The sequence below is a fragment of the Streptomyces sp. ADI95-17 genome (genome assembly GCF_003846175.1).
Classification (GTDB): Bacteria; Actinomycetota; Actinomycetes; order Streptomycetales; family Streptomycetaceae; genus Streptomyces; species Streptomyces sanglieri.
The window spans coordinates 745,636-768,311 of the sequence record NZ_ML123046.1 but is presented as its reverse complement, the minus strand read 5'-3'; the positions used below and the strand labels follow the sequence as shown (position 1 = coordinate 768,311).

At 69.5% G+C, this 22,676-nt stretch carries 27 protein-coding genes; 11 read left to right on the top strand and 16 right to left on the bottom strand.

Annotated elements, in window-relative coordinates:
- Positions 1-289: 289 nt before the first annotated feature.
- On the bottom strand, positions 290-853 hold the full coding sequence (locus EES42_RS17200; RefSeq protein WP_124719075.1) for a YdeI/OmpD-associated family protein: 564 nt from the start codon (positions 851-853) through the stop codon (positions 290-292).
- 255 nt (positions 854-1,108) lie between these two features.
- Between EES42_RS17200 and EES42_RS17195 the strand changes: the two genes are divergently transcribed.
- Positions 1,109-1,354 carry a DUF6233 domain-containing protein gene (locus tag EES42_RS17195; RefSeq protein WP_241196423.1) on the top strand — a complete coding sequence of 82 codons (246 nt, stop codon included), beginning with the start codon at positions 1,109-1,111 and terminating at the stop codon, positions 1,352-1,354.
- Positions 1,355-1,855: 501 nt separating this feature from the next.
- Here EES42_RS17195 and EES42_RS17190 read toward each other — a convergent pair.
- The 3 genes from EES42_RS17190 to EES42_RS17180 form a co-directional block, all read right to left on the bottom strand.
- Positions 1,856-2,110 (bottom strand): LapA family protein, encoded by a 255-nt coding sequence (locus EES42_RS17190; protein WP_124719073.1) that lies wholly within the window; start codon positions 2,108-2,110, stop codon positions 1,856-1,858.
- Between the two features lie 128 nt (positions 2,111-2,238).
- Positions 2,239-2,508 carry a hypothetical protein gene (locus tag EES42_RS17185; RefSeq protein ID WP_124719072.1) on the bottom strand — a complete coding sequence of 90 codons (270 nt, stop codon included), beginning with the start codon at positions 2,506-2,508 and terminating at the stop codon, positions 2,239-2,241.
- 75 nt (positions 2,509-2,583) lie between these two features.
- Positions 2,584-3,201 (bottom strand): HAD family hydrolase, encoded by a 618-nt coding sequence (locus tag EES42_RS17180; protein WP_124719071.1) that lies wholly within the window; start codon positions 3,199-3,201, stop codon positions 2,584-2,586.
- A 215-nt stretch (positions 3,202-3,416) separates the two neighbouring features.
- Here EES42_RS17180 and EES42_RS17175 point away from each other — a divergent pair, with 215 nt between their 5' ends.
- The 4 genes from EES42_RS17175 (at position 3,417) to EES42_RS17160 (ending at position 7,371) form a co-directional block, all read left to right on the top strand.
- Positions 3,417-4,277 carry a universal stress protein gene (locus tag EES42_RS17175; protein ID WP_124719070.1) on the top strand — a complete coding sequence of 287 codons (861 nt, stop codon included), beginning with the start codon at positions 3,417-3,419 and terminating at the stop codon, positions 4,275-4,277.
- 68 nt (positions 4,278-4,345) lie between these two features.
- Positions 4,346-4,843 (top strand): nuclear transport factor 2 family protein, encoded by a 498-nt coding sequence (locus EES42_RS17170; protein ID WP_124719069.1) that lies wholly within the window; start codon positions 4,346-4,348, stop codon positions 4,841-4,843.
- A gap of 139 nt (positions 4,844-4,982) precedes the next feature.
- On the top strand, positions 4,983-6,572 hold the full coding sequence (gene lnt / locus EES42_RS17165; protein ID WP_241196422.1) for an apolipoprotein N-acyltransferase: 1,590 nt from the start codon (positions 4,983-4,985) through the stop codon (positions 6,570-6,572).
- A gap of 442 nt (positions 6,573-7,014) precedes the next feature.
- Positions 7,015-7,371 (top strand): SH3 domain-containing protein, encoded by a 357-nt coding sequence (locus tag EES42_RS17160; RefSeq protein WP_124719067.1) that lies wholly within the window; start codon positions 7,015-7,017, stop codon positions 7,369-7,371.
- A 565-nt stretch (positions 7,372-7,936) separates the two neighbouring features.
- On the opposite strand, the gene EES42_RS17155 is transcribed toward EES42_RS17160, so the two are convergent.
- The 3 genes from EES42_RS17155 to EES42_RS17145 form a co-directional block, all read right to left on the bottom strand.
- Positions 7,937-8,284 carry a hypothetical protein gene (locus EES42_RS17155; protein ID WP_124719066.1) on the bottom strand — a complete coding sequence of 116 codons (348 nt, stop codon included), beginning with the start codon at positions 8,282-8,284 and terminating at the stop codon, positions 7,937-7,939.
- Between the two features lie 85 nt (positions 8,285-8,369).
- On the bottom strand, positions 8,370-9,269 hold the full coding sequence (locus EES42_RS17150) for a Gfo/Idh/MocA family protein (RefSeq protein ID WP_124719065.1): 900 nt from the start codon (positions 9,267-9,269) through the stop codon (positions 8,370-8,372).
- Between the two features lie 13 nt (positions 9,270-9,282).
- The gene (locus EES42_RS17145; RefSeq protein ID WP_124719064.1) at positions 9,283-10,503 is read right to left on the bottom strand and encodes an FAD-dependent monooxygenase; all 1,221 of its coding nucleotides are present in this window, start codon (positions 10,501-10,503) and stop codon (positions 9,283-9,285) included.
- Between the two features lie 131 nt (positions 10,504-10,634).
- Between EES42_RS17145 and EES42_RS17140 the strand changes: the two genes are divergently transcribed.
- A complete protein-coding gene (locus EES42_RS17140) occupies positions 10,635-11,240 on the top strand; it encodes a TetR/AcrR family transcriptional regulator (RefSeq protein WP_124719063.1) in 606 nt (201 codons plus the stop codon).
- A 90-nt stretch (positions 11,241-11,330) separates the two neighbouring features.
- Entirely contained in the window at positions 11,331-11,789 is a 459-nt protein-coding gene (locus EES42_RS17135) for a hypothetical protein (RefSeq protein WP_241196421.1), read from the top strand.
- Between the two features lie 51 nt (positions 11,790-11,840).
- On the opposite strand, the gene EES42_RS17130 is transcribed toward EES42_RS17135, so the two are convergent.
- From EES42_RS17130 to EES42_RS17100, 7 genes are all read right to left on the bottom strand, one after another.
- On the bottom strand, positions 11,841-12,326 hold the full coding sequence (locus tag EES42_RS17130; RefSeq protein ID WP_124719062.1) for a hypothetical protein: 486 nt from the start codon (positions 12,324-12,326) through the stop codon (positions 11,841-11,843).
- A gap of 147 nt (positions 12,327-12,473) precedes the next feature.
- Positions 12,474-13,157 carry a uracil-DNA glycosylase gene (gene ung / locus EES42_RS17125; protein ID WP_124719061.1) on the bottom strand — a complete coding sequence of 228 codons (684 nt, stop codon included), beginning with the start codon at positions 13,155-13,157 and terminating at the stop codon, positions 12,474-12,476.
- Positions 13,158-13,244: 87 nt separating this feature from the next.
- The gene (locus EES42_RS17120; RefSeq protein WP_124719060.1) at positions 13,245-14,825 is read right to left on the bottom strand and encodes an ABC transporter substrate-binding protein; all 1,581 of its coding nucleotides are present in this window, start codon (positions 14,823-14,825) and stop codon (positions 13,245-13,247) included.
- Between the two features lie 118 nt (positions 14,826-14,943).
- On the bottom strand, positions 14,944-15,699 hold the full coding sequence (locus EES42_RS17115) for an SDR family oxidoreductase (RefSeq protein WP_124719059.1): 756 nt from the start codon (positions 15,697-15,699) through the stop codon (positions 14,944-14,946).
- 20 nt (positions 15,700-15,719) lie between these two features.
- Positions 15,720-16,481, bottom strand: a complete 762-nt coding sequence (gene fabG / locus EES42_RS17110; protein ID WP_124719058.1) for a 3-oxoacyl-ACP reductase FabG — start codon at positions 16,479-16,481, stop codon at positions 15,720-15,722.
- Positions 16,482-16,713: 232 nt separating this feature from the next.
- Positions 16,714-17,097: a DUF3037 domain-containing protein gene (locus tag EES42_RS17105; protein ID WP_124719057.1), complete on the bottom strand. Its 384-nt coding sequence runs from the start codon at positions 17,095-17,097 to the stop codon at positions 16,714-16,716.
- Positions 17,094-17,948 carry a HipA family kinase gene (locus tag EES42_RS17100; RefSeq protein WP_124719056.1) on the bottom strand — a complete coding sequence of 285 codons (855 nt, stop codon included), beginning with the start codon at positions 17,946-17,948 and terminating at the stop codon, positions 17,094-17,096. The genes EES42_RS17105 and EES42_RS17100 overlap by 4 nt, the downstream gene beginning before the upstream one ends.
- Before the next feature lie 206 nt (positions 17,949-18,154).
- Here EES42_RS17100 and EES42_RS17095 point away from each other — a divergent pair, with 206 nt between their 5' ends.
- On the top strand, positions 18,155-18,898 hold the full coding sequence (locus EES42_RS17095) for a DUF6796 family protein (protein WP_124719055.1): 744 nt from the start codon (positions 18,155-18,157) through the stop codon (positions 18,896-18,898).
- A 117-nt stretch (positions 18,899-19,015) separates the two neighbouring features.
- Here the strand turns inward: EES42_RS17095 and EES42_RS17090 are convergent, their stop codons facing one another.
- On the bottom strand, positions 19,016-19,843 hold the full coding sequence (locus EES42_RS17090) for a PhzF family phenazine biosynthesis protein (protein WP_124719054.1): 828 nt from the start codon (positions 19,841-19,843) through the stop codon (positions 19,016-19,018).
- Positions 19,844-20,525: 682 nt separating this feature from the next.
- Here EES42_RS17090 and EES42_RS17085 point away from each other — a divergent pair.
- From EES42_RS17085 to EES42_RS47285, 3 genes are all read left to right on the top strand, one after another.
- On the top strand, positions 20,526-20,915 hold the full coding sequence (locus EES42_RS17085) for a hypothetical protein (protein WP_241196420.1): 390 nt from the start codon (positions 20,526-20,528) through the stop codon (positions 20,913-20,915).
- 204 nt (positions 20,916-21,119) lie between these two features.
- Complete coding sequence (locus tag EES42_RS17075; protein WP_124719053.1) at positions 21,120-21,746, top strand: hypothetical protein; 627 nt, start codon at positions 21,120-21,122, stop codon at positions 21,744-21,746.
- Between the two features lie 57 nt (positions 21,747-21,803).
- Positions 21,804-21,926, top strand: coding sequence for a hypothetical protein (locus EES42_RS47285; RefSeq protein ID WP_266495950.1), 123 nt, complete (start codon positions 21,804-21,806; stop codon positions 21,924-21,926).
- Here the strand turns inward: EES42_RS47285 and EES42_RS17070 are convergent.
- Positions 21,910-22,452, bottom strand: coding sequence for a GNAT family N-acetyltransferase (locus tag EES42_RS17070; RefSeq protein ID WP_124719052.1), 543 nt, complete (start codon positions 22,450-22,452; stop codon positions 21,910-21,912). The two genes, EES42_RS47285 and EES42_RS17070, sit on opposite strands and share 17 nt — an antisense overlap.
- Between the last annotated feature and the right edge of the window lie 224 nt (positions 22,453-22,676).

Genomic DNA, 22,676 nt, shown 5'->3' with positions numbered 1-22,676 from the left:
TGTCCGTTGCTGCAGTCGCCTGGTCACGAGTCGGCGGGTACGCCGGCCTGGCTCGCTGCGGGTGGGCCGTCTCGTGCCGAGCCAGCGTCGCCACGCGCTCGGCGAGCTTCCGAGGCCGAGGTCGCGGCGGGCGGTGCAGGCTGTGGTGACGGCTGGCGCCTCGTGGGCGGCGGTGTCGATCGCCGGCCGTGTGCTTGGGCGCCGAAAGGGCAAGCCCGACGGGTTCCTGGAGCGGCAGGTCCCGCGCTGGACGGCTACGCGATCGCGCTCGGCCTGTTCGAGCGGCCCCTCAGGTTCCAGGCCGCCGGAACGGCTTGAGCCGCACCCCCTCCAGGCTGTCGGCGATCAGCTGGTCCAACCGCCGCTCCCGAGTCTCCTCCCGCTTGGCACTGATCACATGGTGGATAGCCGACTTGCGGTAGGACGGCGCCTGCCCGCTGAACCACTCCCACGCCCGCGGTTCTGCCTGAAAACGAGCCAGCTGCGCCGCCTCGAACTCCCAGACCGGCTTCTCCTCGCGATCCCGGTCACGGGCTTCGAACACCGCGATGCCGGCCGGCCGCATGAGCCCCTGCGCGGTCAGCTTCTCGATCTTGCGGAGGTTGACCTGGCTCCAGTTGCTGCGCGGCCTGCGCGGGGTGAACCGGATCGACCAGGAGAAGTCGTCGATCGGGCTCTGCCGGCCGTCGATCCAGCCGTAGCACAGGGCCTGGTCGACTGCCTCCGACCAGCTCAGGGTGGGCTTGCCCGTTTCCTTTTTCCATATGCCCACCCGGCATTCGGAGGCAGTCGCGTGGTGCTCCTCCAGCCAGTCCCGGAGCTCCTCAGGACTTGAGAAGAAGATTGACTCCATGCGCGCTGCTCCTTGTCGGTCGTCTCGCCGGCTCCATTGAACCTGTCGGGTACGACAATCCGAGAGTCTCACCGCGCCGCCCGGGATCTACGCCGGGGTGTCATCACCATGACGGGCAGCCTGCCGCTGGGCCGAGCCGCGGACCGGTGTCCCAGCCCCGTTCTCACGCGGTGCATGGGTGGCAACCGACGAGTGCTGAGTTGACAATCCAGATTCCACAGAATCCGGGCCTGGCACGTCATGTGCCTGCGCGCCGTGGACGCAGCGATCGCAACGGCCGAGCAGCGGGAAGCCGAACAGCAGCGCGGCGAGGAACAGCGCCCGCCCACCCCTGACTGGGTCGTCGAACGCGGCATCGGCCAGGGCGCCCCACCCGCAGAGGTGCACGTCAGCGGCTGCCACATGGCGCGGAACACCCGGCCCGTCACAAGGGAGCAGGCGCTCCAGGCCCTCGTCGCCGGCGTCCGGGCCTGCATCCACTGCCGCCCGGACCCTCCGTAACGAGACGCAGAGGGCCCTGGACGGGCTGGGGGACGAGGTCGACGCGCTCAAGGCCCGGCGGTGGCCGCTCGGCATGGTCGGTGCGATGGCCGGCGTCGTGGGCGCCGCGACCGGGGCGATCGCCCTGTTCCGGTGACCCCCTTCGAGACTGAGCGCCCACCCTCCCACTCCGGGGCGGGCGCTCTGCCATGTTGGCGGTCACGGGCCATTTGGCCGAGGCGCATCCCGGCCGCTGACCCGGGCACGGCCGATGTCAGTCACCGAACTCGGAATCCTGGAGTAGCACAGCGGTAAGGGCTGCGGTTTGTACGCCTTCCGCTGACTTCGTTCCGTGGCGGCCCGTACGGTTCAGGTATGCCAACCCCTCCCCGGCCTGATGGCCAGGTGCCCCTGGCCTCAACGGCGTCAACGCCCGGATCCGCTGCCTGAGCCCGCACGCGGGTGAATCGGCGGGCTGAGCCGTCCCGCGGTCCCCGGCGGGCCGACCGGCCCACCGGGGGATCAGCGCCTGGCTCGGCGTCGGGCGAGGTATCCGCCGAGGACCATCCCGGCGACCAGAGTCACGGCCAGCACCGCCCAGAGCGGCAGAGCGACCGTGGAGACCCACAGCCGGATGGCGACCGAGCCGGTGTTCACGGCGATGAACCAGATCGCAAGTCCCGTCAGCACCAGGATCCCGATGGTCCTGACGCGTACGTTCCGGCCCCTGACGGTCAGGGTCGGCGGGGCCTGTGGCCCGGACGTCTTCTGTGCCATACGTCCAGTATCGAGCCGTTCGGCCGATCAGTCCTGACGAGCCGCGCTCGCCGTGCGCACGGGCGGGGAGCGGTCGACAATGGCCGGCCGCACCCCGTATGCCCCGGGGTACGGCCCGCCCCGACGGGTCAGAGCGTGTCGCCCCGCCAGTCCCAGCGGTCGGGATCGCCGTCCCGCGGCCCGTACTCCGCTCTGCCGCCCGGGCCGAATCGCCCTATCTCGGTGTTCAGCGCCGCACCCTCGCGCAGCACCCGGTCCGTCCAGCCCGTCACGTCGAGCAGCAGGCCGTCGAGCGGGCCGCCCACCAGCTCCCGGTAGACATGTCCCGGCCGGGGCCCGGGGTCCGGATCGTCATGGTCGGCGCCGTACACGCGCCGCTGCCGCATCAGCTCGTCCATGGGGGCAGGATCGCACCCGGCACTGACAATCGCCGGGGCCGGGAACCCTCGCCCGCCCTCGTCGCCCCCTGCCCCTCATCGGCGCGCCAGGTGCTCCTCGATGCCCGCGACCGTCGCCGTGTTGCCGGCGTACAGGAGCCCTCGCATGCCGACCGCCTCCGCGGCGAGGACGTTGGCCTCCGCGTCGTCGACGAAGAGGCAGTCCGCGGGCCGCACCCGCAACCGCTCGCATGCCACGGCGAAGGCCTCCGGGGCGGGCTTGTTGATGCCGATCTCGTGCGAGTACACGATGTCCCGTACGTCTTCCACCAGATCGCCGAAGCCGTACAGCTCCTGTTCCCGCTCCCGGGCGCCGACGAAGCTGTTGCTCAGGATGCCGAGCCGGCAACGGGTCCGCAGGCCGCGTACGTAGGCGATCAGGTCCTCGTTGGGGCTGCCGAGGTACTCGTCCCACAGGTCGGCCATGAACGCCGCTGCCCGTTCCGGGTCCAGCCCGAGAATCGCGGCCACCCGTGCCCGGACCTCGGACTCGGTCATCCTTCCGAGACTCCCGGCCTCCCAGACGTCTCCCAGACGTCGGTGCATGGACCTGGGCGGCAGACCGAGCCGCCGCTCCCACTCCTCGTCCCACCCCGTTGCCGGAGTCGTCTCCAGCACCCCGCCGATGTCGAAAATGACGCAACGCGTTTCCATCCCGGCCCCTTCTCCGCATCGACCTCTCCGCGTCGAGCCCGGCCCATGCTGAGGTCTGCCCCGAAGGGAAGGTCAAGGACCGAGGTACGCCTCGCAACCCGACACGGGTGGCGGTGCGTCCCGGATCTTCCGGGCAGATAGGGTCGAAAGTCCCTGCCGTTCGCTGCTCACGCGTACCAGCCTGGGACATCCACCGCCGGAACCTGGAGGCAATCATGACCAGCACCGACCGTCCCGTGATCGCCGCGGTCGACGGCTCGTCGCACAGCCGCGAGGCACTCGACTGGGCCGCCCACGAAGCCGTACGGCGAGGGCTCGGTCTGACGATCGTGCACGCCCGTACGCCCGACCGGCGGGTCGGGCAGGAGACGCTGCGGCGCGAGGCCCAGGAGCTGCTCGACCGGTCCGTCCGACGGGTCACCGAACTCGCTCCGGAGCTGCGCCCGTCGACGCTGACACCGCTGGACTTCCCTTCGGCGGCGCTCACTTCGCTCAGCCGGAACGCCTCGCTGGTGGTGGTCGGTTCACGCGGTCTGGGCGGTTTCCGGTCCCTGCTGCTCGGCTCCAACAGCCTGGCCGTCGCGTCGATGGCTGCATGCCCGGTGGTAGTGGTCCACGGCGGGCCGTCGGACGAGGACGCGGCGGCGGAGGAAACACATTCCGACATCGTCGCGGGGGTGGCCGCCGACGAGAGCAGCGAAGGGGTTCTGGAGTTCGCCTTCGAGACCGCCGCCTCCCGGCCCGGTGCGCGGCTGCGGATCGTGCACGGCTGGACGATGTTCTCCTCTATGCTTTCCGGCGGCCCCGTCTTCGACCGGGACGCGGTGGCGGACGCCGCGGAACGCACCCTCGCGGAACTCACCGCCGGATGGCGGGAGAAGTACCCGCAGGTCGAGGTCGTCAGGGAGCCGGTCGGCGGCTCCGCCTCGCGCACCCTGGTCACGGCCTCGGCGACCGCGGCGCTGACCGTGATCGGGCGGCGTCGGGGCGGCGAGTCCCTCGGGCTGGGGCTCTCCCCCGTCGCACAGACCACGCTCACGCACGCGCTCGGCCCGGTTGCCGTGGTGCCCTGCTGACCGTCGCGCCGCCCCGCCGTGCGTGCACGCCTCTTGGCCTCGCACGCCGGTGGGCGGACACTGACCCGATGACGCAGCGCGTGGACCTCGCGACCATGATGGACCGGCTGGCCATCGATGCAGTGATCACCGGCTACGCGGTGGCGGTGGACGACGGTGAATGGGCGGACTACCGGGCCCTGTTCACGGCGGACGGCCGTGCCGACTACACCGGTGCCGGTGGTGTCGAGGGGCCGGTGCACGAGGTCGCCGAGTGGCTGGCGCGGACCATGCGGCTCTTCCCGGTACGCCAGCATCTGGTGGTCAACCGCCGGATCGAGTTCCAGGACCTCGGCGGCTACCCGGGCGACCTCGCCGAGGTGTGGGCCGACTATCTGAACCCGATGCGGCTGGCGACGGCCCCGGACGGTGCGAGCGGTTCGGAGGTGACGGCGACCGCGCCGAACTTCGTCTCCGGTGGGCGGTACGCGTTCTCGCTGTCGCGTACGGACGGCGGCTGGCGGATCCGTACCGTGACCGTCCACGAGAAGTGGCGCGGCCCGGCAGGCCCCTCCCCCGCGGGCTGAGCCGGGCCGCCGGTGCTTCCGCTTTCCCGCGCCGGGCAGGAACTGCGGAGCGGGAAACAAGGGGGCAGACTGCTCATCAGGCAGGACGAGGAGGCGCGGCATGCGGATTCCGGCCGGTCGGAGCGGACAGTGGCCGCAGATGGCACGGTCCGGCCGGTGGCACGGCTGCCTGGCACTGCTCGCGGGCGCGCTGCCCGCGCTCGCGTTTCCCGCCCCTGCCCTGTGGTGGCTCGCCGGTGTCGGTCTGGTTCCCTGGCTGCTCCTGATCCGGTCCGCCGGCTCGGGTCGCCGGGCGGCGCTGGACGGCTGGCTCGGCGGCACCGGCTACATGCTCGCGGTGCATCACTGGCTGATGCCGAGCCTCCATGTCTTCATCCTGGTCCTGGCGGCCCTGCTCGGTCTGCTGTGGGCTCCGTGGGGGCTGCTGGTCTTCCGGATGCTGGGCGGGCCGGTGTCCGCCGCGGCCGTCGTCTGCGCGGTCGTCGTGGTGCCCTGCGGCTGGCTGATGATCGAACTGGTGCGTTCCTGGGAGGCGCTGGGCGGTCCCTGGGGGCTGCTCGGTGCGAGCCAGTGGCAGGTGGCCCCCGCGCTCCGGGTGGCGTCCGTGGGCGGGGTGTGGCTGGTGAGCCTCGTGGTGGTGGCGGTGAACACCGCTGTCGCCCTGCTGCTCGTGGCCTCCGCCGCCCGTGCGGTGGCCGCGGTGGGCCTCGCGGTGTGCGGTCTGGCCGTGGGGGCGATGGCGAAGTGGGCGCCGCAGCCCGAGGAGTCGGGAGTGGCCAGGATCGCCGTCGTACAGCCGGGTGTGTTCACCGGGGTGGACAGCGCCGAGCGCCGGCTCGCCGTCAGTGAGCGGCTGACCGGCTCGCTGGCCGGGCGCGATCTCGATCTGGTGGTGTGGGGCGAGAGCAGTGTGGGGGTGGATCTCGCCGCGAGCCCGGACGTCACCGCCCGGATCGCCGCGCTCTCGCGCCGGGTGGGCGCGGATGTGCTGGTCAATGTGGATGCCCGGCAGACCGACCGATCGGGCCGGACGGGCATCTTCAAGTCGGCGGTGCTGGTGGGTCCGGGCGGGCTGACCGGGGACCGCTACGACAAGATGCGGCTGGTGCCGTTCGGCGAGTACATCCCGGCCCGCTCGGCGCTCGGCTGGGTCGTCTCCATGGGCCGGGCGGCCGGCGAGGACCGGCTGCGGGGCACCCGCCAGGTGACGATGTCGCTGCCCGGGGCCGACGGCGGGAACGGACTGCGCGTCGGGCCGCTGATCTGCTTCGAGTCCGCGTTCCCCGACATGAGCCGCCGGCTCACCCGGGACGGCGCCCAGCTGCTGATCGCCCAGTCGTCGACCTCCTCGTTCCAGCACGGCTGGGCGCCCGCGCAGCATGCCTCGCTCGGGGCGCTGCGGGCCGCCGAGAACGGCCGCCCGGTGGTGCACGCCACGCTCACCGGCGTCAGCACGGTGTACGGACCGCAGGGCGCGCGGGTCGGGGCTCCGCTCGGTACGGACGAGAGCGGGGCCGCCGTGTTCGATGTACCACTGGCGACGGGCACCACTCTCTATGTGCGGCTGGGCGACTGGCCGGTGCAGGTGGCGGCGGCTGTGCTGGCCCTGTACTGCGGCCTTACAGGGGGTCGTGCGTTCCTGAGCCCCAAGAGACATAACCGGGGCAAGCCGGTCCAGGCCGGGGAAGTGAGACTCCGGGAGGTGAGACTTCAGCCGCCGACCGGTTGAACCTCGCGCTTCCACGAAGCGGGCTGCCCGGTGGGTGATCAACAGTCCCCGCCCGCGACTGCTCTCCACCGCCGGTCGGCCGGTCGCCCTGGATGGCCAAGAGCTTCACCCGCCCCGACAAGCAGTCCGCCGTCCCGACCCCGCAACGGAAGCCCGGGCCATCAAAATCCACCCAGTACCACAAAGGCCGGAAATCACGACAACCATTAACATCCCCGCTAATCGCGACCCAAAGCATCCATGGCGCAATCCCTTCACTGAATCCCGAATTCCACTTGAGTGCAGCAAATAATCGAACGGAACCACACCTCTCAAGGTATGATCGCAGCGCAAAACGAGAAGACCTTGACGCATTCGCGAGCAATCAGGGCCCGACCACCCATGGTCGCAATGCAGATAATTCACGACGGAAACGCGCACAAGAACAGAGAAACGGGAGCCGATGAACTTAAAAGCACGCACAATAGCAGCAGCAATTGGGACCACCCTGATCACTTGGGGAATTGCTGCACCCGCCCAGGCCTCCCCGCCCTCGAAGGATGGGCAGATCCACATCCAGGGGACGATCAAGTGCGCCCCCGAGAGCAAGACATACACCGTAAAGAAAAAGCCCGGAACAGCAATCCGGACCAAGCCCGCCAAGGATGCCCCTCAGGTAGACACCGTTTACTTCGGCAACAAGGTGAGCAGTAAGTTTTCCTGCGTCAATAACGGCTGGATCTTCGTCTGCATCAGCCTGTGCAAGGTTGATGAAAACGGTATTGCCGGACGCTGGGTTTTCCGCGGCGATATTGCCTGACACGGGACACGGCTCCGTCGGCACCGCTGAACCATAGCGGGCTACGAATGGCCCCGGCCATGGAGGTTCCGCCACGGAGGTTCCGCCACGGCGGAGGAGGCAGGCATGCCCCAGGCGTATCCCGCCTTCTCCGCCGTCCCAGGATCACCGAAACACAAGGTGCGCTTTCTTCAGCGCACGAAAGACGATCTGTTGCGATTGCGAACACAGGCATCAAGACTCTCGGACTCAGGAAGCCTTGAAGCGGACTCGTAGAGGTTGAGAATCGGCCGGCCTCATCGGTTTCACACCCTTTCCCGGGCCGGTGTGTCGCGCCTGCCGGAAAGGCGCGACACCAGTCCGTCGCCAATTGGAATCATTCCTGGAGCACCCAGCGCACCCCTGCGATCCGCATCGGTTCCTGAGCAATGAGGTTTTCTCAGCGTTGATCATTTCCAGGTTCCGATGAGGAAAAGGCGGAGCGGGCGATATCGGTAGGGCCGGTCGTCCGCTCGGGGCCATGAACCGGACACGAGCAGCCGCATCCGGCTCGTCCGGGGCCGTTCACCGAGACGCTCGCCCGGGGCTATCCGGGGCCGTTCACCGAGACGATGTCTCCCCGGGCGTCCACGGTGAGCGAGACCCGCTCGACCTTGTTGGTCACCGCCAGCACCAGCCACACGGCGCCCCAGAGGAAACAGGTGAAGACCATCAGGATGGCGTGCAGCACATGGTTCAGCGGGTTTCCCCGGACCATGACGGCCTGTGTCCCGCAACGTGATTCCACCCGCCAGCCACCGGCGATCCGCTGGTTGACCGCCCAGTCGAGGATCAGGCCGCGCTGCATCGCGTCGGGCGGCCGCCCGTCGGCCGAGTAGTAACCCGGCGGCGGCTGGAGCGCCCCCCAGCCCTTTGGCTCGTCGTGAGGTCTCACGAGGTCACCTCCACGGGCCGGTGGTCCATCACCCCAGCCTGCATCTCAGTGGGGGCCGACGCATCCGGAAGCCGCCGGGCAGCCCTCAGGCGCAGTCCAGGTCGAGCAGAACGCGCTCGCACAGTTCGTGTGTGCGCAGGGCGTCCTCGGCGCTCAGCACCTTTCCGGCACGGACCGCGTCCAGGAACGACAGCACGCTCTGCTCGATGCCGCGCTGGCGGGCCACCGGCACCCAGTCGCCGCGCCGCCGCACGCTCGGCTGTCCCTTGTGGTCGATCACCTCGGCGAGGTTGACGACCTCGCGCTTGGTGTCCTGGCCGGAGACCTCCAGTCGTTCCTCCGTCGAGCCGCTGAGCCGGTTCATCGTGCCGATGGCGGTGAATCCGTCACCGGACAGCTGCAGCACGACATGGTGCATCAGGCCCTCGCGGATCCTGGCCCGCACGACGGTGTGCTCGACCGGGCCCGGCGCCAGGAAGCGGAGGGTGTCGACGACATGGATGAAGTCGTCGAGCACCATGGTGCGCGGGTCCTCGGGCATGCCCACCCGGTTCTTCTGCATGAGGATCAGCTCGCGGGGGTGCTCGGCGCACTGCGCGTAGCCGGGTGCGACCCTGCGGTTGAAGCCGACGGCGAGGCTCGTTCCGCGCTCCTCGGCCAGGCTCACCAGCCGCCGGGAAACGGCGAGTTCATAGGCGAGCGGCTTGTCGACGTAGGTGGCGACGCCCGCCTCCAGCAGCCGGGCCACGATCTCCGGGTGCACGTCCGTCGGGGCATGGACGAACGCGGCGTCCAGCCCTTGGGCGATCAGCGACTCAAGGCCGGTATGGCACTGCCCGGCCGGGATGCGGTGGGCCTCGGCGACCGTGGCCAGGGTGGCGGGCGTACGGGTCTGCAGATGCAGTTCGACCCCGGGCAGGGTGGTCAGAACCGGCAGATATGCCTTCTGCGCGATGTCGCCGAGCCCGATGCAGCCGACCTTCACAAGGGTCTCCCTCTCACTGTTCGGCGTCCACCGGCTCGGTGTCCACCTCGCGAGGGGCAGCATACGTGTGCCGCGGCGGCCGCCAGTCGGCTATCCCGTCGAAGGTGCGCAGGACGAGGGTGGGGCCGAAGCGCGAGACGGTGGAGAGCAGCGCGTCACGCGTCACGACGGCGGGAGTGCTGGTCAGCCGCATCAGACGCGCGGTCCGGGCCGACTTGCGGACGATGGCCGAGGTGCGCGGCAACCGGTCGGCGGTGTACGCCGCCGCCCCGGCGCCGAGGTCACCGCCCGGCGTCAGGCGGTGGGCGAGCACGATCGCGTCCTCGATGGCCTGGTTGCCTCCCTGGCCGAGGCTCGGCGCCATCGCGTGCGCGGAGTCGCCGACGAGAACGGTGCGGCCCCGGTGGAAGGACGGCAGCGGATCGATCAGGTGGTGGACGTCGTTGCGGAGCACCTGGCCGGGATCGGCGGCGGCGATGATCGCCGGTATCGGGTCGTGCCAGCTGCCGAACCTGCGCATCAGCTCCGCCTTCTCGTCGTCGGCGGCGTGGGCCCGGGCCGGGGCGACAGCGGCCCCGTAGGCGTAGATCCGGCCGTCCTTGAGCGGCTGGGTGCCCCAGAGGGCGCCACGCCCCCAGGTCTCGTGCGGGGCGAAGGGCCGCTCGGGCGCGGGGACGACGATGCGCCAGGTGGTGAATCCGGCGTACGAGGGTCCGGGGTGGTCCGGGAAGAGTGCGCGTCGCACGGCCGAGTTGATGCCGTCGGCGCCGATGACGAGGTCGGCCTCGATGTTCCCGGCCGCCGTGCCGACGACTGCGGGCGGGCCGGCGGCCGTCCCCGGGTCCAGCAGCTCCGCCTCGGTCCTGGTGCGGACGGTGCCGTCGGGCAGCCGGGCCAGGAGGAGGTCGACGAGGGTGGCCCGGTGCAGCAGGACGATCGAGCCGCCGAACCGCTCGGTCGCGACGGTGCTGTCCGTACGGGAGAGCCAGCGGCCGCCCGGGGTACGCAGGCCGCCCTCGCCCTGCCAGGCGGCGAGGGCCCTGATCTCGTCGCCCAGGCCCACGACGTCCAGGGCACGCTGGGAGTTGGGGGCGAGGGAGATGCCGGCCCCGACGGGTTCCAGGGAGGCCGCGCGCTCCAGGACCGTGACCCGCCAGCCGCAGCCGTGCAGGGCCACCGCCGCGGTGAGGCCGCCGATTCCACTGCCGATGACGACGGCGTGGGGCTTGTCCATGACTCCTCCAGCAATCCGCGAACCCCGGCGCTCCAAAACTTCGGCAAGCCGGAGATCCGGAGCACCGGAACTACACCCGTAGTGACAGGTTCACCGTACTACGGATGTAGTTACGAAGGTAGGTTGACCCCATGGCCACACGCACGACCGGCACTTCCCGGGCCGATCTCATCGCCGATGCCGCCCTCGCGCTCCTCGCCGAACGCGGGATGCGCGGACTGACCCACCGCGCGGTGGACGAGCGCGCCGGACTCCCCCAGGGCTCGACGTCCAACTACGCACGGACCCGGCAGGCCCTGCTGGAGGCTGCGGTGCGACGGCTCGCGGAACGCGAGGCGCGCGTCCTCGCCCCCGCCGAACTCCCCGCCCCTGCCGCCGGACCGGAGGGGCTGGTCGCCGGTCTCGCGCTGGCGCTGCACCGCTATCTCACCCGCCACCCCGAACTGCTGGTCTGCCGTTACGAATTGGCCCTGGAGGCCACCCGTCGCCCGGAGCTGCGGGAGTTCTTCGACGCGACGGGACGGCAGTTCCGCGAACCACTGATGGCGCTGATGACGGCCGCCGGATCGACCGAGCCCGAACGGCACACGCTGTCCCTGGTGGCCTGGTGCGAGGGGCTGATGTTCTCGTGCGCCGCGGGGTCGTTCAGCCGCTCCGTACCGAGCGAGGAGGAACTGCGCACCGGCTTCGCCGAACTGCTCTCCGGGATGCTGGGACCGCGATGGGCGCTCCACTGACCGTCACGCTCAGCGGCCGGTGTCACTCGTGCGGGCCAATCCCTCTCTCCCGGCGCCCCGGAGTCGGCTCCGCACAGCAGAGTTGATCAGGTGCAACGAACCAGAATCACCGTGAACCTCCTGCTGGGCGTCGCCGTCACGGCGCTGTCGGGCTGTGTGGCCGTGCAGCCGCAACCCGACGTTCCGCCCCAGCCCCGGGCCAGTGGACCCGCCCAGGACCTGGCGCCGCAGATCGTGCTGCCTCCGGTCCACGACTCCCTGGGGGTCGTACCGACCCCCACGCCGTCCGCCTCCGCGTCCGCGTCCCGCCGCGCCCACGCCGCACCGCCGGACACCCGGCGTTCCGTGCCCCGCGCACCCCGTCAGCAGTGGCGCCCGGCCGCCCCCCGGCCCCGGCCGCACGGCGCCCCGCCCGCCGCGACCGTACCCGCCCCGGCCCTGCCCGCCCCGGTCGCCGGGAGTGACGTCTGCGCGCTGGGGAGAGGGTACGGGCGCTGGCCCGCGGGCAGCCCGCAGTCCCGGATCTGCGACGACACCTACGGCCACTGAGCCCGGACGGGAGAAACGAGCAGTGGCCCGTCCACCGTGGACGGGCCACCCTCACAGCTCGCGCAGCCGCAGCTCCAGCCGCTCGATCGCCGCGCGCACCCCTTCCCCGTACCCGTCGTCCGACCCGTCGTCGGCGAGCACCCCGGAAGCGGCGCGCGCCCGGTCCAGATGGATCCGGGCCGCGTCGGGACGCCGGAGCTTCACATAGTCCGCCGCGAGATTGAGATGGAGCGAGGGGTAGAAGGCCCGCACCGCCGGCGCGTCCGGGTGCTGCGCCGCGCGCTCGTCACTCAGCCCGCCGGCCGCGGTCAACGCCCGGAGGTCCCAGGCCAGTTCATCACCGGGGTCGTCCTGGGCGTCGGCCATGTAGTGGGCGAGGGTGCATCGGTGCAGGGCGTCGCCGTCCTCGCCGATCTCCGACCAGAGCTCGCCGAAACGATTGCGGGCCTCCTCGCGGTCACCCGCGTGCAGCAGCATGATCGCCTGGCCGATCCTGGTCATTACGGCGTCCTTGGACGCCTCCCGCTGCTCCGTCACTGCGACCTCCCTGCGCGCTCGCCCCCCGTTCCCCGTCGACGCTAGCCGCAGCCGCCCCGGATCCCGCTGAGGCTCGGGCGGGCGCCCCGAGGCATGTCCGCGATCCCGCCGGACGCCCGCCGCCGGCCGGGGCCGGGAGCCGCGGTCTCAGCCCAGGTCGGGAATGCGCCAGTCGATGGCGTCGTGGCCCTGTGCCGCCACGGCCTCGTTGATCTGCGTGAACGGACGGGAGCCGAAGAACTTCTTGGCCGAGAGCGGCGAGGGGTGCGCCCCCTTCACCACCACATGACGCTCCTCGTCGATCAGCGGGAGCTTCTTCTGGGCGTAGTTCCCCCAGAGCACGAAGACCGCCGGGTCGGGGCGCGACGCGACCGCGCGGATCACGGCGTCGGTGAACTTCTCCCAGCCCTTGCCCTTGTGCGAGTTGGCCTCGCCCGATCGGACCGTCAGCACGGCGTTGAGCAGGAGCACGCCCTGCTCGGCCCACGGCATCAGGTATCCGTTGTCCGGGACCGGCAGGCCGAGCTCCTCCTTCATCTCCTTGTAGATGTTCCGCAGGGACGGCGGCGTCTTCACACCCGGCCGCACGGAGAAGCACAGCCCGTGCCCCTGCCCCTCGCCGTGGTACGGGTCCTGGCCGAGGACGAGGACCTTCACCCGGTCGTAGGGCGTGGCCTCCAGCGCGGCGAACACCTGGTCGCGCGGCGGGTAGACCGGCCCCTTGGCCCGCTCCTCCTCGACGAACTCGGTGAGCTCCTTGAAGTACGGCTTCTGCAGCTCTTCGCCGAGGACGCCGCGCCAGGACTCGGGCAGCAGGTCGGTGTCGGTCACTTCAACAACCTCCGGTAAGCAATCAGCTTTTCAACCGAGAACCTACCGGGGGCCACTGACAACGCGCCCTGCCGGTCCGCTTCCCGCCTACCAGCTGGCCTTGCGGTAGAACTCCCACATCTGCATGACGACCTGCGGGTCCAGCGCGCGCTCGCCGCCGCCGATGTCCTCGCCGGAGGCGACGTACAGCTTGCCCTGCCACAGCGGCAGCATCCGCACGTCGTCTACCAGGATCTTCTGGGCCCGCTCGAACTGCTTGCTGACCGCGCCCCGGTCGCTCTCCTTGCGGGTCTGCGGCAGCAACTCCTGGGTGATCTCGTTCTTGATGTACGGCATGCCCGTGACACTGTTCTTGCCGACGAACGGGGCGATGAAGTTGTCCGGGTCCGGGAAGTCCGGGAACCAGCCGCGGCCGAAGACGGGGTACTGGCCCTTGTTGAAGCCTTCCTGGAACTCCTTCCAGGGCTTGCTCTTCAGCGTGATGCGGAACAGCCCGGAGCCCTCCAGCTGCCGCTTCAGCTCGTCGAACTCAAGGGCCGTGGAGGAGCCGTACCGGTCGGTCGTGAACCAGAACGTCATGTCGACGGGCTTGGTGATGCCGGCCCGGGTCAGGATCCGCTTGGCCTTGACCTTGTCCGGCTCGCCGTAGCTGTCGAAGAAGCTGGTGGTGTGTCCCGCGATGCCCTTGGGGACCATGGAGTACAGCGGCTCGGCCGTGCCCTGGTAGACCTTCGCCACCAGGGCGTCACGGTCGACGAGCTGGGCGATGGCCCGGCGTACGGCCACGTTCCCGGCCGCCGGGTCCTCGGGATTGAAGACCAGGAAGCGGATGTCCGCGCCGACCGACTCGACGATCTGGAGGTGGCTGTCCTGGTCCCGGTTGTTCTCCAGGTCGACGACGTCCTCGGCGGTGAGGCCGCGGTAGATCGCGTCGATCCTGTTCTTCTTCAGGGCCCCGACCACGGTGACGGAGTCCTTGAAGTAGCGGATCGTCACCGCGTCGTTCTTGCGGTTGGCGAATCCCTTGTAGTCGGGGTTCTTGACCAGTTCCGCCCGGTTTCCCGGCTTGTACGAATCAAGGAGGTACGGACCGGATCCGGTGATCTTTCCGTCGCCGCGTATCTTGTGCTTCGAATAGTCACTGGGAGCCACCAGCGACATGGCCGGCGTGGCGAGGATGAAGGGGAACGTCGCGTCCGGCTTGGTGAGGTGGAAGACGACTATGTCGTCCCCCTTGGTCTCGATCCGGTCGAGCGAGCCGAGCATGCCGACCGGGCCGCCCTTGACGTTGATCTCCGAGATCCGGTCGATGGAGTACTTCACCGCCTCGGCGTCGATCTTGTCCCCATTGGAGAATTTCAGACCCTCGCGGAGCTTGCACCGGTAGGAGGTGCTGGTGGTGTCGGTGAATTTGCACCATTCCGCGGCGTCGGGCTCGGGGCTCGTGCTGCCGGTGGGGAAACTCACCAGGGTCTGGAAGACATTCCGCATCAGCTCCCAGGAGTTGTCCCACGCCGCCGCCGGATCGAGGGTGGAGGGCTCGCTGGTCGTACCGACGACTATCTTCTGCTCGACTTTCGAACCGCTGTCGGAAAGAAGTCCGCAGCCTGCCAGCAGAGAAAGGGAAGCAAGGGCTGCAGCGGCCTGCAGACTGGCCCGGTAGAACACGTGAACGCTCCTCGATCAGCCATGGGTCGGCAGACCATACCGCAGTGCCCCGTCGGGTCAATCCACAGGCCCGACAGGGCACTTGAGTCAATCAGGGCCAAATCCGCTCAGGCTGTTCTCAGCCCACGCCCGCGTTCAGGAAAATCCCGCCGTCGACCACCAGGGTCTGTCCCGTGATCCAGTCGGACTGACTGGACGTCAGGAATGCGGCGGCACCCCCGATGTCCTCCGGCATCCCCAGCCGGCCGAGCGGGTAGGCGGCCGCCGCCTCCTCCTCGCGGCCCTCGTACAGTGCCTGGGCGAACTTGGTCTTCACGACCGCGGGTGCGATCGTGTTGACCCGGACGACCGGCGCGAACTCGTGCGCAAGCTGAAGGGTCAGGTTGACCATGGCCGCCTTGCTGATGCCGTACGCCCCGATGAACGGCGAGGCGGAGACCCCGGCGACCGAGGCGATGTTGACGATCGCCCCGCCGTTCTCCTTCTGCCAGGCCTTCCAGGTCAGCTGCGCGAAGCCGAGCGCCGAGATCACGTTCGTCTCGAAGACCTTGCGGGCGACGTCGAGGTCGAGCTCCGCGATCGGGCCGAAGACCGGGTTCGTACCGGCGTTGTTGATCAGGAAGTCGACCCGGCCGAACGCCTCCATGGTGCGCTCGACGGCGACCACCCGGTGCGCCTCGTCGTGCGCCTTGCCGGCCACCGCGATCGCCCGGTCGGCGCCCAGCCGCTCGACGGCCGCCTTGAGGGCGTCCTCGCCGCGTCCGGTGATGCAGACCCGGTCGCCGCGGGCCACCAGCGCCTCGGCGATGCCGTAGCCGATGCCCCGGCTCCCGCCCGTGATGAGCGCGACCTTCCCGCTGTCCTGCACAGTCATGATGTCCGTAGCCCTTCGGGTCAGTTGAGCGGTCCGCCGGCGACGTACATGACCTGACCGGAGACGAAGCCGGCCTCGTCGCCCGTGAAGAAGGCGATGGCGTTGGCGATGTCCTCGGGGTGGCCGACCCGCTGCACCGGGATCTGGGTGGCGGCGGCGGCCTGGAACTCCTCGAAGCCCATGCCGACCCGGGCCGCAGTCTGCGCGGTCATCTCGGTGACGATGAAGCCGGGAGCCACGGCGTTGGCCGTGATGCCGAACTTGCCGAGCTCCTTGGCGAGGGTCTTGGTGAAGCCCTGGAGACCGGCCTTGACGGCGGAGTAGTTGGCCTGGCCCCGGTTGCCGAGCGCCGAGGAGGAGGAGAGCGAGACGATCCGGCCGAACTTGGCGTCCACCATGTGCTTCTGAACGGCCTTGGCCATCAGGAACGCGCCCTTGAGGTGCACGTTCATCACGGTGTCCCAGTCGGACTCGGTCATCTTGAAGAGCAGGTTGTCGCGGAGCACGCCCGCGTTGTTGACGAGGATCGTCGGGGCGCCGAGCTCGGCGGCGACGCGCGCGACCGCGGCTTCCACCTGGGCGCTGTCCGACACGTCGCAGCCGACCGCGAGGGCGGTGCCACCGGCGGCGGTGATCTTCTCGACGGTGTCCTTGCAGGCCGCCTCGTCGAGGTCGAGTACGGCGACGGCGCGGCCCTCGGCCGCCAGGCGTACCGCGGTGGCTGCGCCAATGCCCCGCGCCGCTCCGGTCACGATGGCGACGCGCTGCTCGGTGGTGGACATGCTTGGTTCTCCTCGCCCTTGGATCGCCGCTCAGCGGACGTCGGGGGCCCCGGCACGGAACCTGGTGCGCGCGGAACCTTCCCGATAGCTGAGCAACCGCTTAGTACCTTCAGCAGACGAGACGCTAGAAGCCCTGGCACCCGGTGTCAACGGCCCACGGCCGCCGGGGCGCATGTCACACCCGGCGGCGCCGCCCGGACCGTGGCCACGGGCGGCGCCGCGGGGCGGCGGGTCAGCGCACCAGCAGTTCGAGCAGCCGCTCGACCTCGGCCGCCGGGTCGGCCGTGAGGCCGCTGTGCACGGGGCTCGGCTGGACGACGGTGGAGCGCGGCGCGATCAGCCACCGGAAGCGGCGGCCGGCGTCGTCACGGGCCGCCTGGCCCGCGTCCGTTCCGCCGAGGCACACTCCCTCGACGGCGTGCAGGGCGGCCCGTACGCCGATCACGTCGGCGGTGGGGTCCAGGGCCATCAGCTTGGTCTCGTCGAGATGGGTGCGGGCGGCCACGTAGCCCCGCGCACGGCAGTAGACGACCACGCCCGCGTTGAAGAACTCGCCGCGCTGCACCCGCGGCACCACGCGCAGCAGCGCGTACTCGAAGACATCGCGCTCGCTCACCGCTGGCCGTCCTTGTCGTTCTTCTTGGTGGGGTGCGGCCAGGGCGTGAGGTGTTCGGTGAGCCAGCCGGGGGCCTGGGACGGCCTGGGCTCGGTGGGGCCCTCCATCGTGATCCGCTCATGGATGGTCGCGGCGCGTGGCAGCAGCGCCTCCATATAGGCCCGGCGCAGCTCGTCGGTGGTGTCGAAGCCCGGCTCGTCCACCAGCCACTCGTCGGGGACGTCGGCGGCGACCTCGGTGAGCAGCTCCTCGGTGACCAGCGGGGCCAGTTCGGCGGCGGCCGCGGCGATGTCGGGTGCGAACGGGGCGAGCGCGTGATCGGAGGCGTTGTACGGCTTGGCGGCGGACGCCTGGGCGCCGGGCCAGTTGTGCTGCCAGATCATGGTGGCACCGTGGTCGATGAGCCACAGATCACCGTGCCAGACCAGCATGTTCGGATTGCGCCAGGACCGGTCGACGTTGTTGATCAGCGCGTCGAACCAGACGACCCGTCCGGCCTCCCGCGGGTCCACCTGGTAGGCGAGCGAGTCGAAGCCGATCGATCCGGGCAGGAAGTCCATCCCGAGGTTGAGCCCGCCGCTGGCCTTCAGGAGCTCCTGCACCTCCTGGTCGGGCTCGGCGAGCCCGATGACCGGGTCGAGCTGGATCTGTACGAGGTCGGGGACCCGCAGCCCGAGCCGGCGGCCGAGCCGGCCGCAGATGACCTCCGCGACCAGCGTCTTGCGTCCCTGTCCGGCGCCGGTGAATTTCATGACGTAGGTGCCGAGATCGTCGGCCTCGACGATCCCGGGGAGCGATCCGCCCTCCCGCAGGGGCGTGACGTAGCGGGTCGCTGTGACTTCGGTGAGCATTGGCCCAGGCTATCCGGCGAGGTCACCTCGCGATCCGCGGATGACGGCGCCGTCGGGAGCGAGCCGCTTTCGGCCCGCTCCCACGGGGTGCGCACGGACCGGCGCCATACCGGGCACACCAACACACCACACACAACTTAGGCTAGGCTAACCTGATCACGATCACTGCGTTAGGGGCCGCCGACGTGTGGACGGATGCAAACAGAATGAGACAGATACGGCTCGCCGGGATCGCGGGCATTCTGGCGTCGGTCGCCTGGCTCGTCGGGGACATCCTGCTCCTGGGCAAACCCGTGGCATCGCCCGACAGCCATCCCCTGCTGAACGACTATGACGGAATGGCCGGTCTCTCACTGGCGGCGATGCTGTCGGCTTCCACGACTCGGCTGGCGTGGGGAGCGCTGCTCGGCGTGCTGACCGGTCCGCTCTATCTGGTCGCGTGCCGGCATCTGTACCAGGGGCTCCGCCCGGCGCGCCGACTGCTCTCGCTCCCACCGTTCTTGCTGCTGACCACAGGTTTCGCCCTCGCCCCCTTCGCCCATGGCTCCTTCTTCTACTGGGGCCAGGCGGCCAAGGTGATCGACGCCTCCGGCGCGCGGTCCGCCGAACTGAACGCGCTGCCGGGCGACTTGGCGGACGTGCTGTTCCTTCCCTACGCGGTGCTGCTGACGTGCTGGGTGCTGGGATCTGTCTGGATGGCCGTATGTGTGCTCCGGTACACCACCGCCTTCCCCCGATGGATGTGCGCCGTGAACCCACTGGTCTGCATCCCTGCCGGGGCCCTCGTCACCGCGTTGGCGCCCGGTTCCGTGGGGACCGCGATCCAGGGGGCGCAGCTGAGCATCGGCAATCTGCTGTTCTTCTCGCTGTCGACCATCGCGCTGTGGAATGCCCGCCTGAGCGCCGAGGCGCGTCGGCCGACGCCGATGCCGGCACCGAGCACGGCATGATGCTGACCTGTTGCAGGTGGCCCCGTGGCGGCAGGCCGGCGACGACCGGACGGTCCGGGCAACATCCTGCGGTGTGAACCACCCCATGTACGTGGCCGATCCCCCGGAATCGGTCAGTCAGGCGTGCAGGGTTCCGTCGAGGACGGTGACCGCGTGCCCGGTGAGATGGACGCGGTCACCGTGCACGGAGGTCCTGACGAGCCCGGTGCGCGCGGACACCTGCAGGCCGGTGAGCCCGTTGCGGCCCATCCGGGCCGACCAGTAGGGGGCCAGGGCGGTGTGGGCGCTGCCTGTGACCGGATCCTCGAAGATGCCCTCGGCGGGTGAGAAGAAGCGGGAGACGAAGTCGTACTCCAGGCCGGGTCCGGTCGCCGGGGCCGTGATGATGACGCCGCGCAGGCCTTCACGACGGGTCAGGTCGGCTATCGCGTCGAGGTCGGGTGTCACGGCCCGGACGGTGGCCTCGTCGGGCAGGACGGTCAACAGGTCGCCGAGCGCACCGGTACGGAAGGTGGCTTCCGGCTTCACCCCCAGGGCCTCCGGCAAGCCCGCCGGCACCGGGACCTCAACGCCGGGCGCGGCCGGGAAGTCCAGGGTGATGCTGCCGTTCTCGTGCGCATGCGCGGTGAGGATGCCGCTGAACCGGCTGCGGAACCGCAGCGCGCCGACGACCTCCCGCTCCCGCCGCAGCGTATGCGCAGTGGCCAATGTGGCATGGCCGCACAGATTGGTCTCGACGAACGGGGCGAACCAGCGAATCTCCCAGTCGGCGCCCTCATCAGCGAGGAGCGGCCGTACGAAGGCGGTCTCCGAGTGATTCAGCTCGGCGGCAACCTGCTGCATCCAGGCAGCTTCAGGCCAGTCTCCGGCATCAAGCAGGCACACGCCCGCGGGGTTTCCGGCAAAGGGCCGGTCGGTGAAGGCGTCTACGACGTGGATTCGCATACCGCGACGATATCGACGCCAATCACAGCCAGACCAAGTCCAATCCGATAAAAGTGGACTGATATCGCATTCCGCGTCTCCGCCCGCCCGCACCCACCGCGGTGGATGCGGGATCCAGCGGGGGCACCGGGCAGGCTCCTCAATGCCGGTGATTCTCCATGTCACTCGGTGCTGCGGGGCCGTCAGCCCGGCCACGGCTCTGACCACGCTCCGGACACGTCGGAGATCACCACGGGCCGAGTCTCAGGAACACCGTCGAGCCGTCCGATCAACAAGCCAAAAGCCTGGCGGGTCAAAGACCTCTCACGAGCCGAACGACTGCTGCTCGACGCACGCCCGATGTGAACTCCGCACGGATCGGAGGCCCTTCACCGCCGATTACCTGTTCTCGGATGCCGCTTTCAGGCTGGGCAGCCGCTGGTAGCTTGATCGTCCAGGTGTTCGGGACTGAACCCCGACGCCGACGAAGTCGAGACACTGTGCGGGGGCTGTCCGGCTCTGCCGGGCGGCACGGGGAAGGCGGCGACACGTGGGTTTTCGGTTGTGGAAAGTTGCGGGCGGTGCCGCAGTCGCTCTGGTACTGGCGACAACGGGATGCAGCGGATCGTCCGGCGACAGTCGAGGGTCCGGTTCAAGCACCGAAGAAGGTGAGGCGGGGGCGGGCCTGCCAAGTGCCGGCACGATGGCAGAGATCGAGTCGTTCGTTTCCGAACACGCGACGTGCACCTCCATGTCCCTGCGGCCCGACGACCCGGACGAGGAGTGGGTGGGCAAGGAGTGGGGCATCAAGGAACGCGGCGTCTGCTACGACGAAAACCGGGCGGGAATCAACCTCCTGGTCGTAGACGACATGAAGACGTTCCAGGCCCAGGCCAAAAAGCAACGCAGAGCCTACTTCGTGGGAAAGAACTTTGCCGTCTACGCCGGGAGCCCAACGCTCCTTACGGCCCTGCAGGACTCAGGACTGCTGTACCTGCTCTGCAAGGATCGGGGAAAGATCCCCAGCGGTTTCAAGAAGGAACCGGCGCTCGTGGACGGCTGCGTCCTGACCAACTATGCCCACGGCTTCTAGGGTGCGTACCAGGTCATGATCAAGCTGTGGGACTTGAGCTACGACCACGACGCGGGGCGTGCCTGTGAGCTCGCCCAGGGATTCGCGGCGCTGCTCGACCAGCACGCCGAGGGGTGAACGGTCCCGGTCCGGGGACGGGGCCGTTCGCCCGGTGACCAGAAGGACGTTGAAGGACTGTCATACCCGTGTCCTATCGTCGCCCGGATGACAAACAACTCCGCACCCGAACGCCTCTCCTTCGCAGAGGCCGACACTCGCCTTGCGCGGGCTCTCTCCGCCTCCTTCGAGAGCGACTACGACAACGTCCTGCTCTTCGACGGCGATCTGGTGCTGGAGGGGGGCTTCCTCGACGCCGTCGCCGGGATCGGGAGTCTGGACGGCGTGGACCTGGTGGTGGTCACCGGCGATCTGACGGTGTCCGGCCCGATCGCGCTCTACGAGTCTCTGCCGGGGCTGTACGTCGGCGGTACCACCCGGGCCGAGACCCTGGAGGGCGGCGACTGCGAGATCTACATCCAGGACGGTTCCTTCACGCACCTGGTCTACGGCGACTACAACAACGGCATCCTGGAGACCCGCACCGTAGAGACCCCATGGGTCATCAACTACGACCACGATCTCCGCGTTTCCGCCCCCGGTGCTCGCCTGGTGGACAACTACGGCAACGATGACGACGCGGACTTCGGCAGCGAGAACATCGTGGAGGCGTTCGTCGCCGAGGTCGTCGACCCGGAAGGCGAGAGCATCGACGTGCCGGAGTTCCTGGAACGGCTGCGGGCCGGACTGCCGGTGCTGCGCCCCGGGGCGGGCGGTGCGGCCACCAGGGCGTGAGGAGGGCGGGCCCCGGCCGGGTGCCTGGGTTCCAGGGCGCGTCCGAGGTCGTGATCGATGTTCGTATTCCGCTGCCGTGCCTGGGTGGAGGGACATCGAGCCGTGGCCACCAGGTACTACGGACTCGCGGTCCGCTACAAGGACTCCGTCCTCGTTGCCGCCATCAACGAGTGGTGGTGACGTACTGGCCCGACGACAACTCGAACACCCGCACTCGCCGACCGCAGGTGGGATTGACGGTCTCACGGACCGGGTGCATCCCCAGTTTGGTCATGATCCGTTCGGAGGCGTCGTTGCCCACTTGAGCGATGCTGACGATCCGCTCCAGCCCGCGCTCTTCGAACCCGAACCGCACAGCGGCCGCAGCGGCCTCGGTGGCCAAGCCCTGCCCCCAGTGGGAACGTCCCAGCCGCCAGCCGACCTCAACCGCCGGCAGTACCTCCGGCAAGAACTCGGGCACCGAAAGGCCGGTGAACCCGGCCAGCTCGCCAGTGGACCGGACCTCCACGGCGAACAGGCCGAAGCCCTGTGACTCCCACTCGCTCTCCCAAGCCTGGATCCCGTCGCGGGTCTGCCGTTCGTCACGGACGCTGCCGTCACGGATCCACCGCATGACCTCGGGATCGGCATTGACGGCAGCCATGGGCGCAACGTCTTCCTCGCGCCAGCGACGCAGGATCAAACGGGGAGTCTCAAGCGTGACCATCCAAGCATTCTGGGTCACAGATGGGCTCTCCGCCATCCTCACCAGGCATTTCTGCCCGGCGGATCGCGGCTGGGGAAAGGCCGTCCAGCAACGATCCGGCACACGGCGCGGCGCCCGGTCCCCGCGGGCGCCTTCGCGCGCCGGGGGCCGGACGTCCGGGCGTCGGTGTTACGCGTCCTCGTCGTCAACCCAGCTCATGAGCTTGCGCAGCTCGCGGCCGGTGG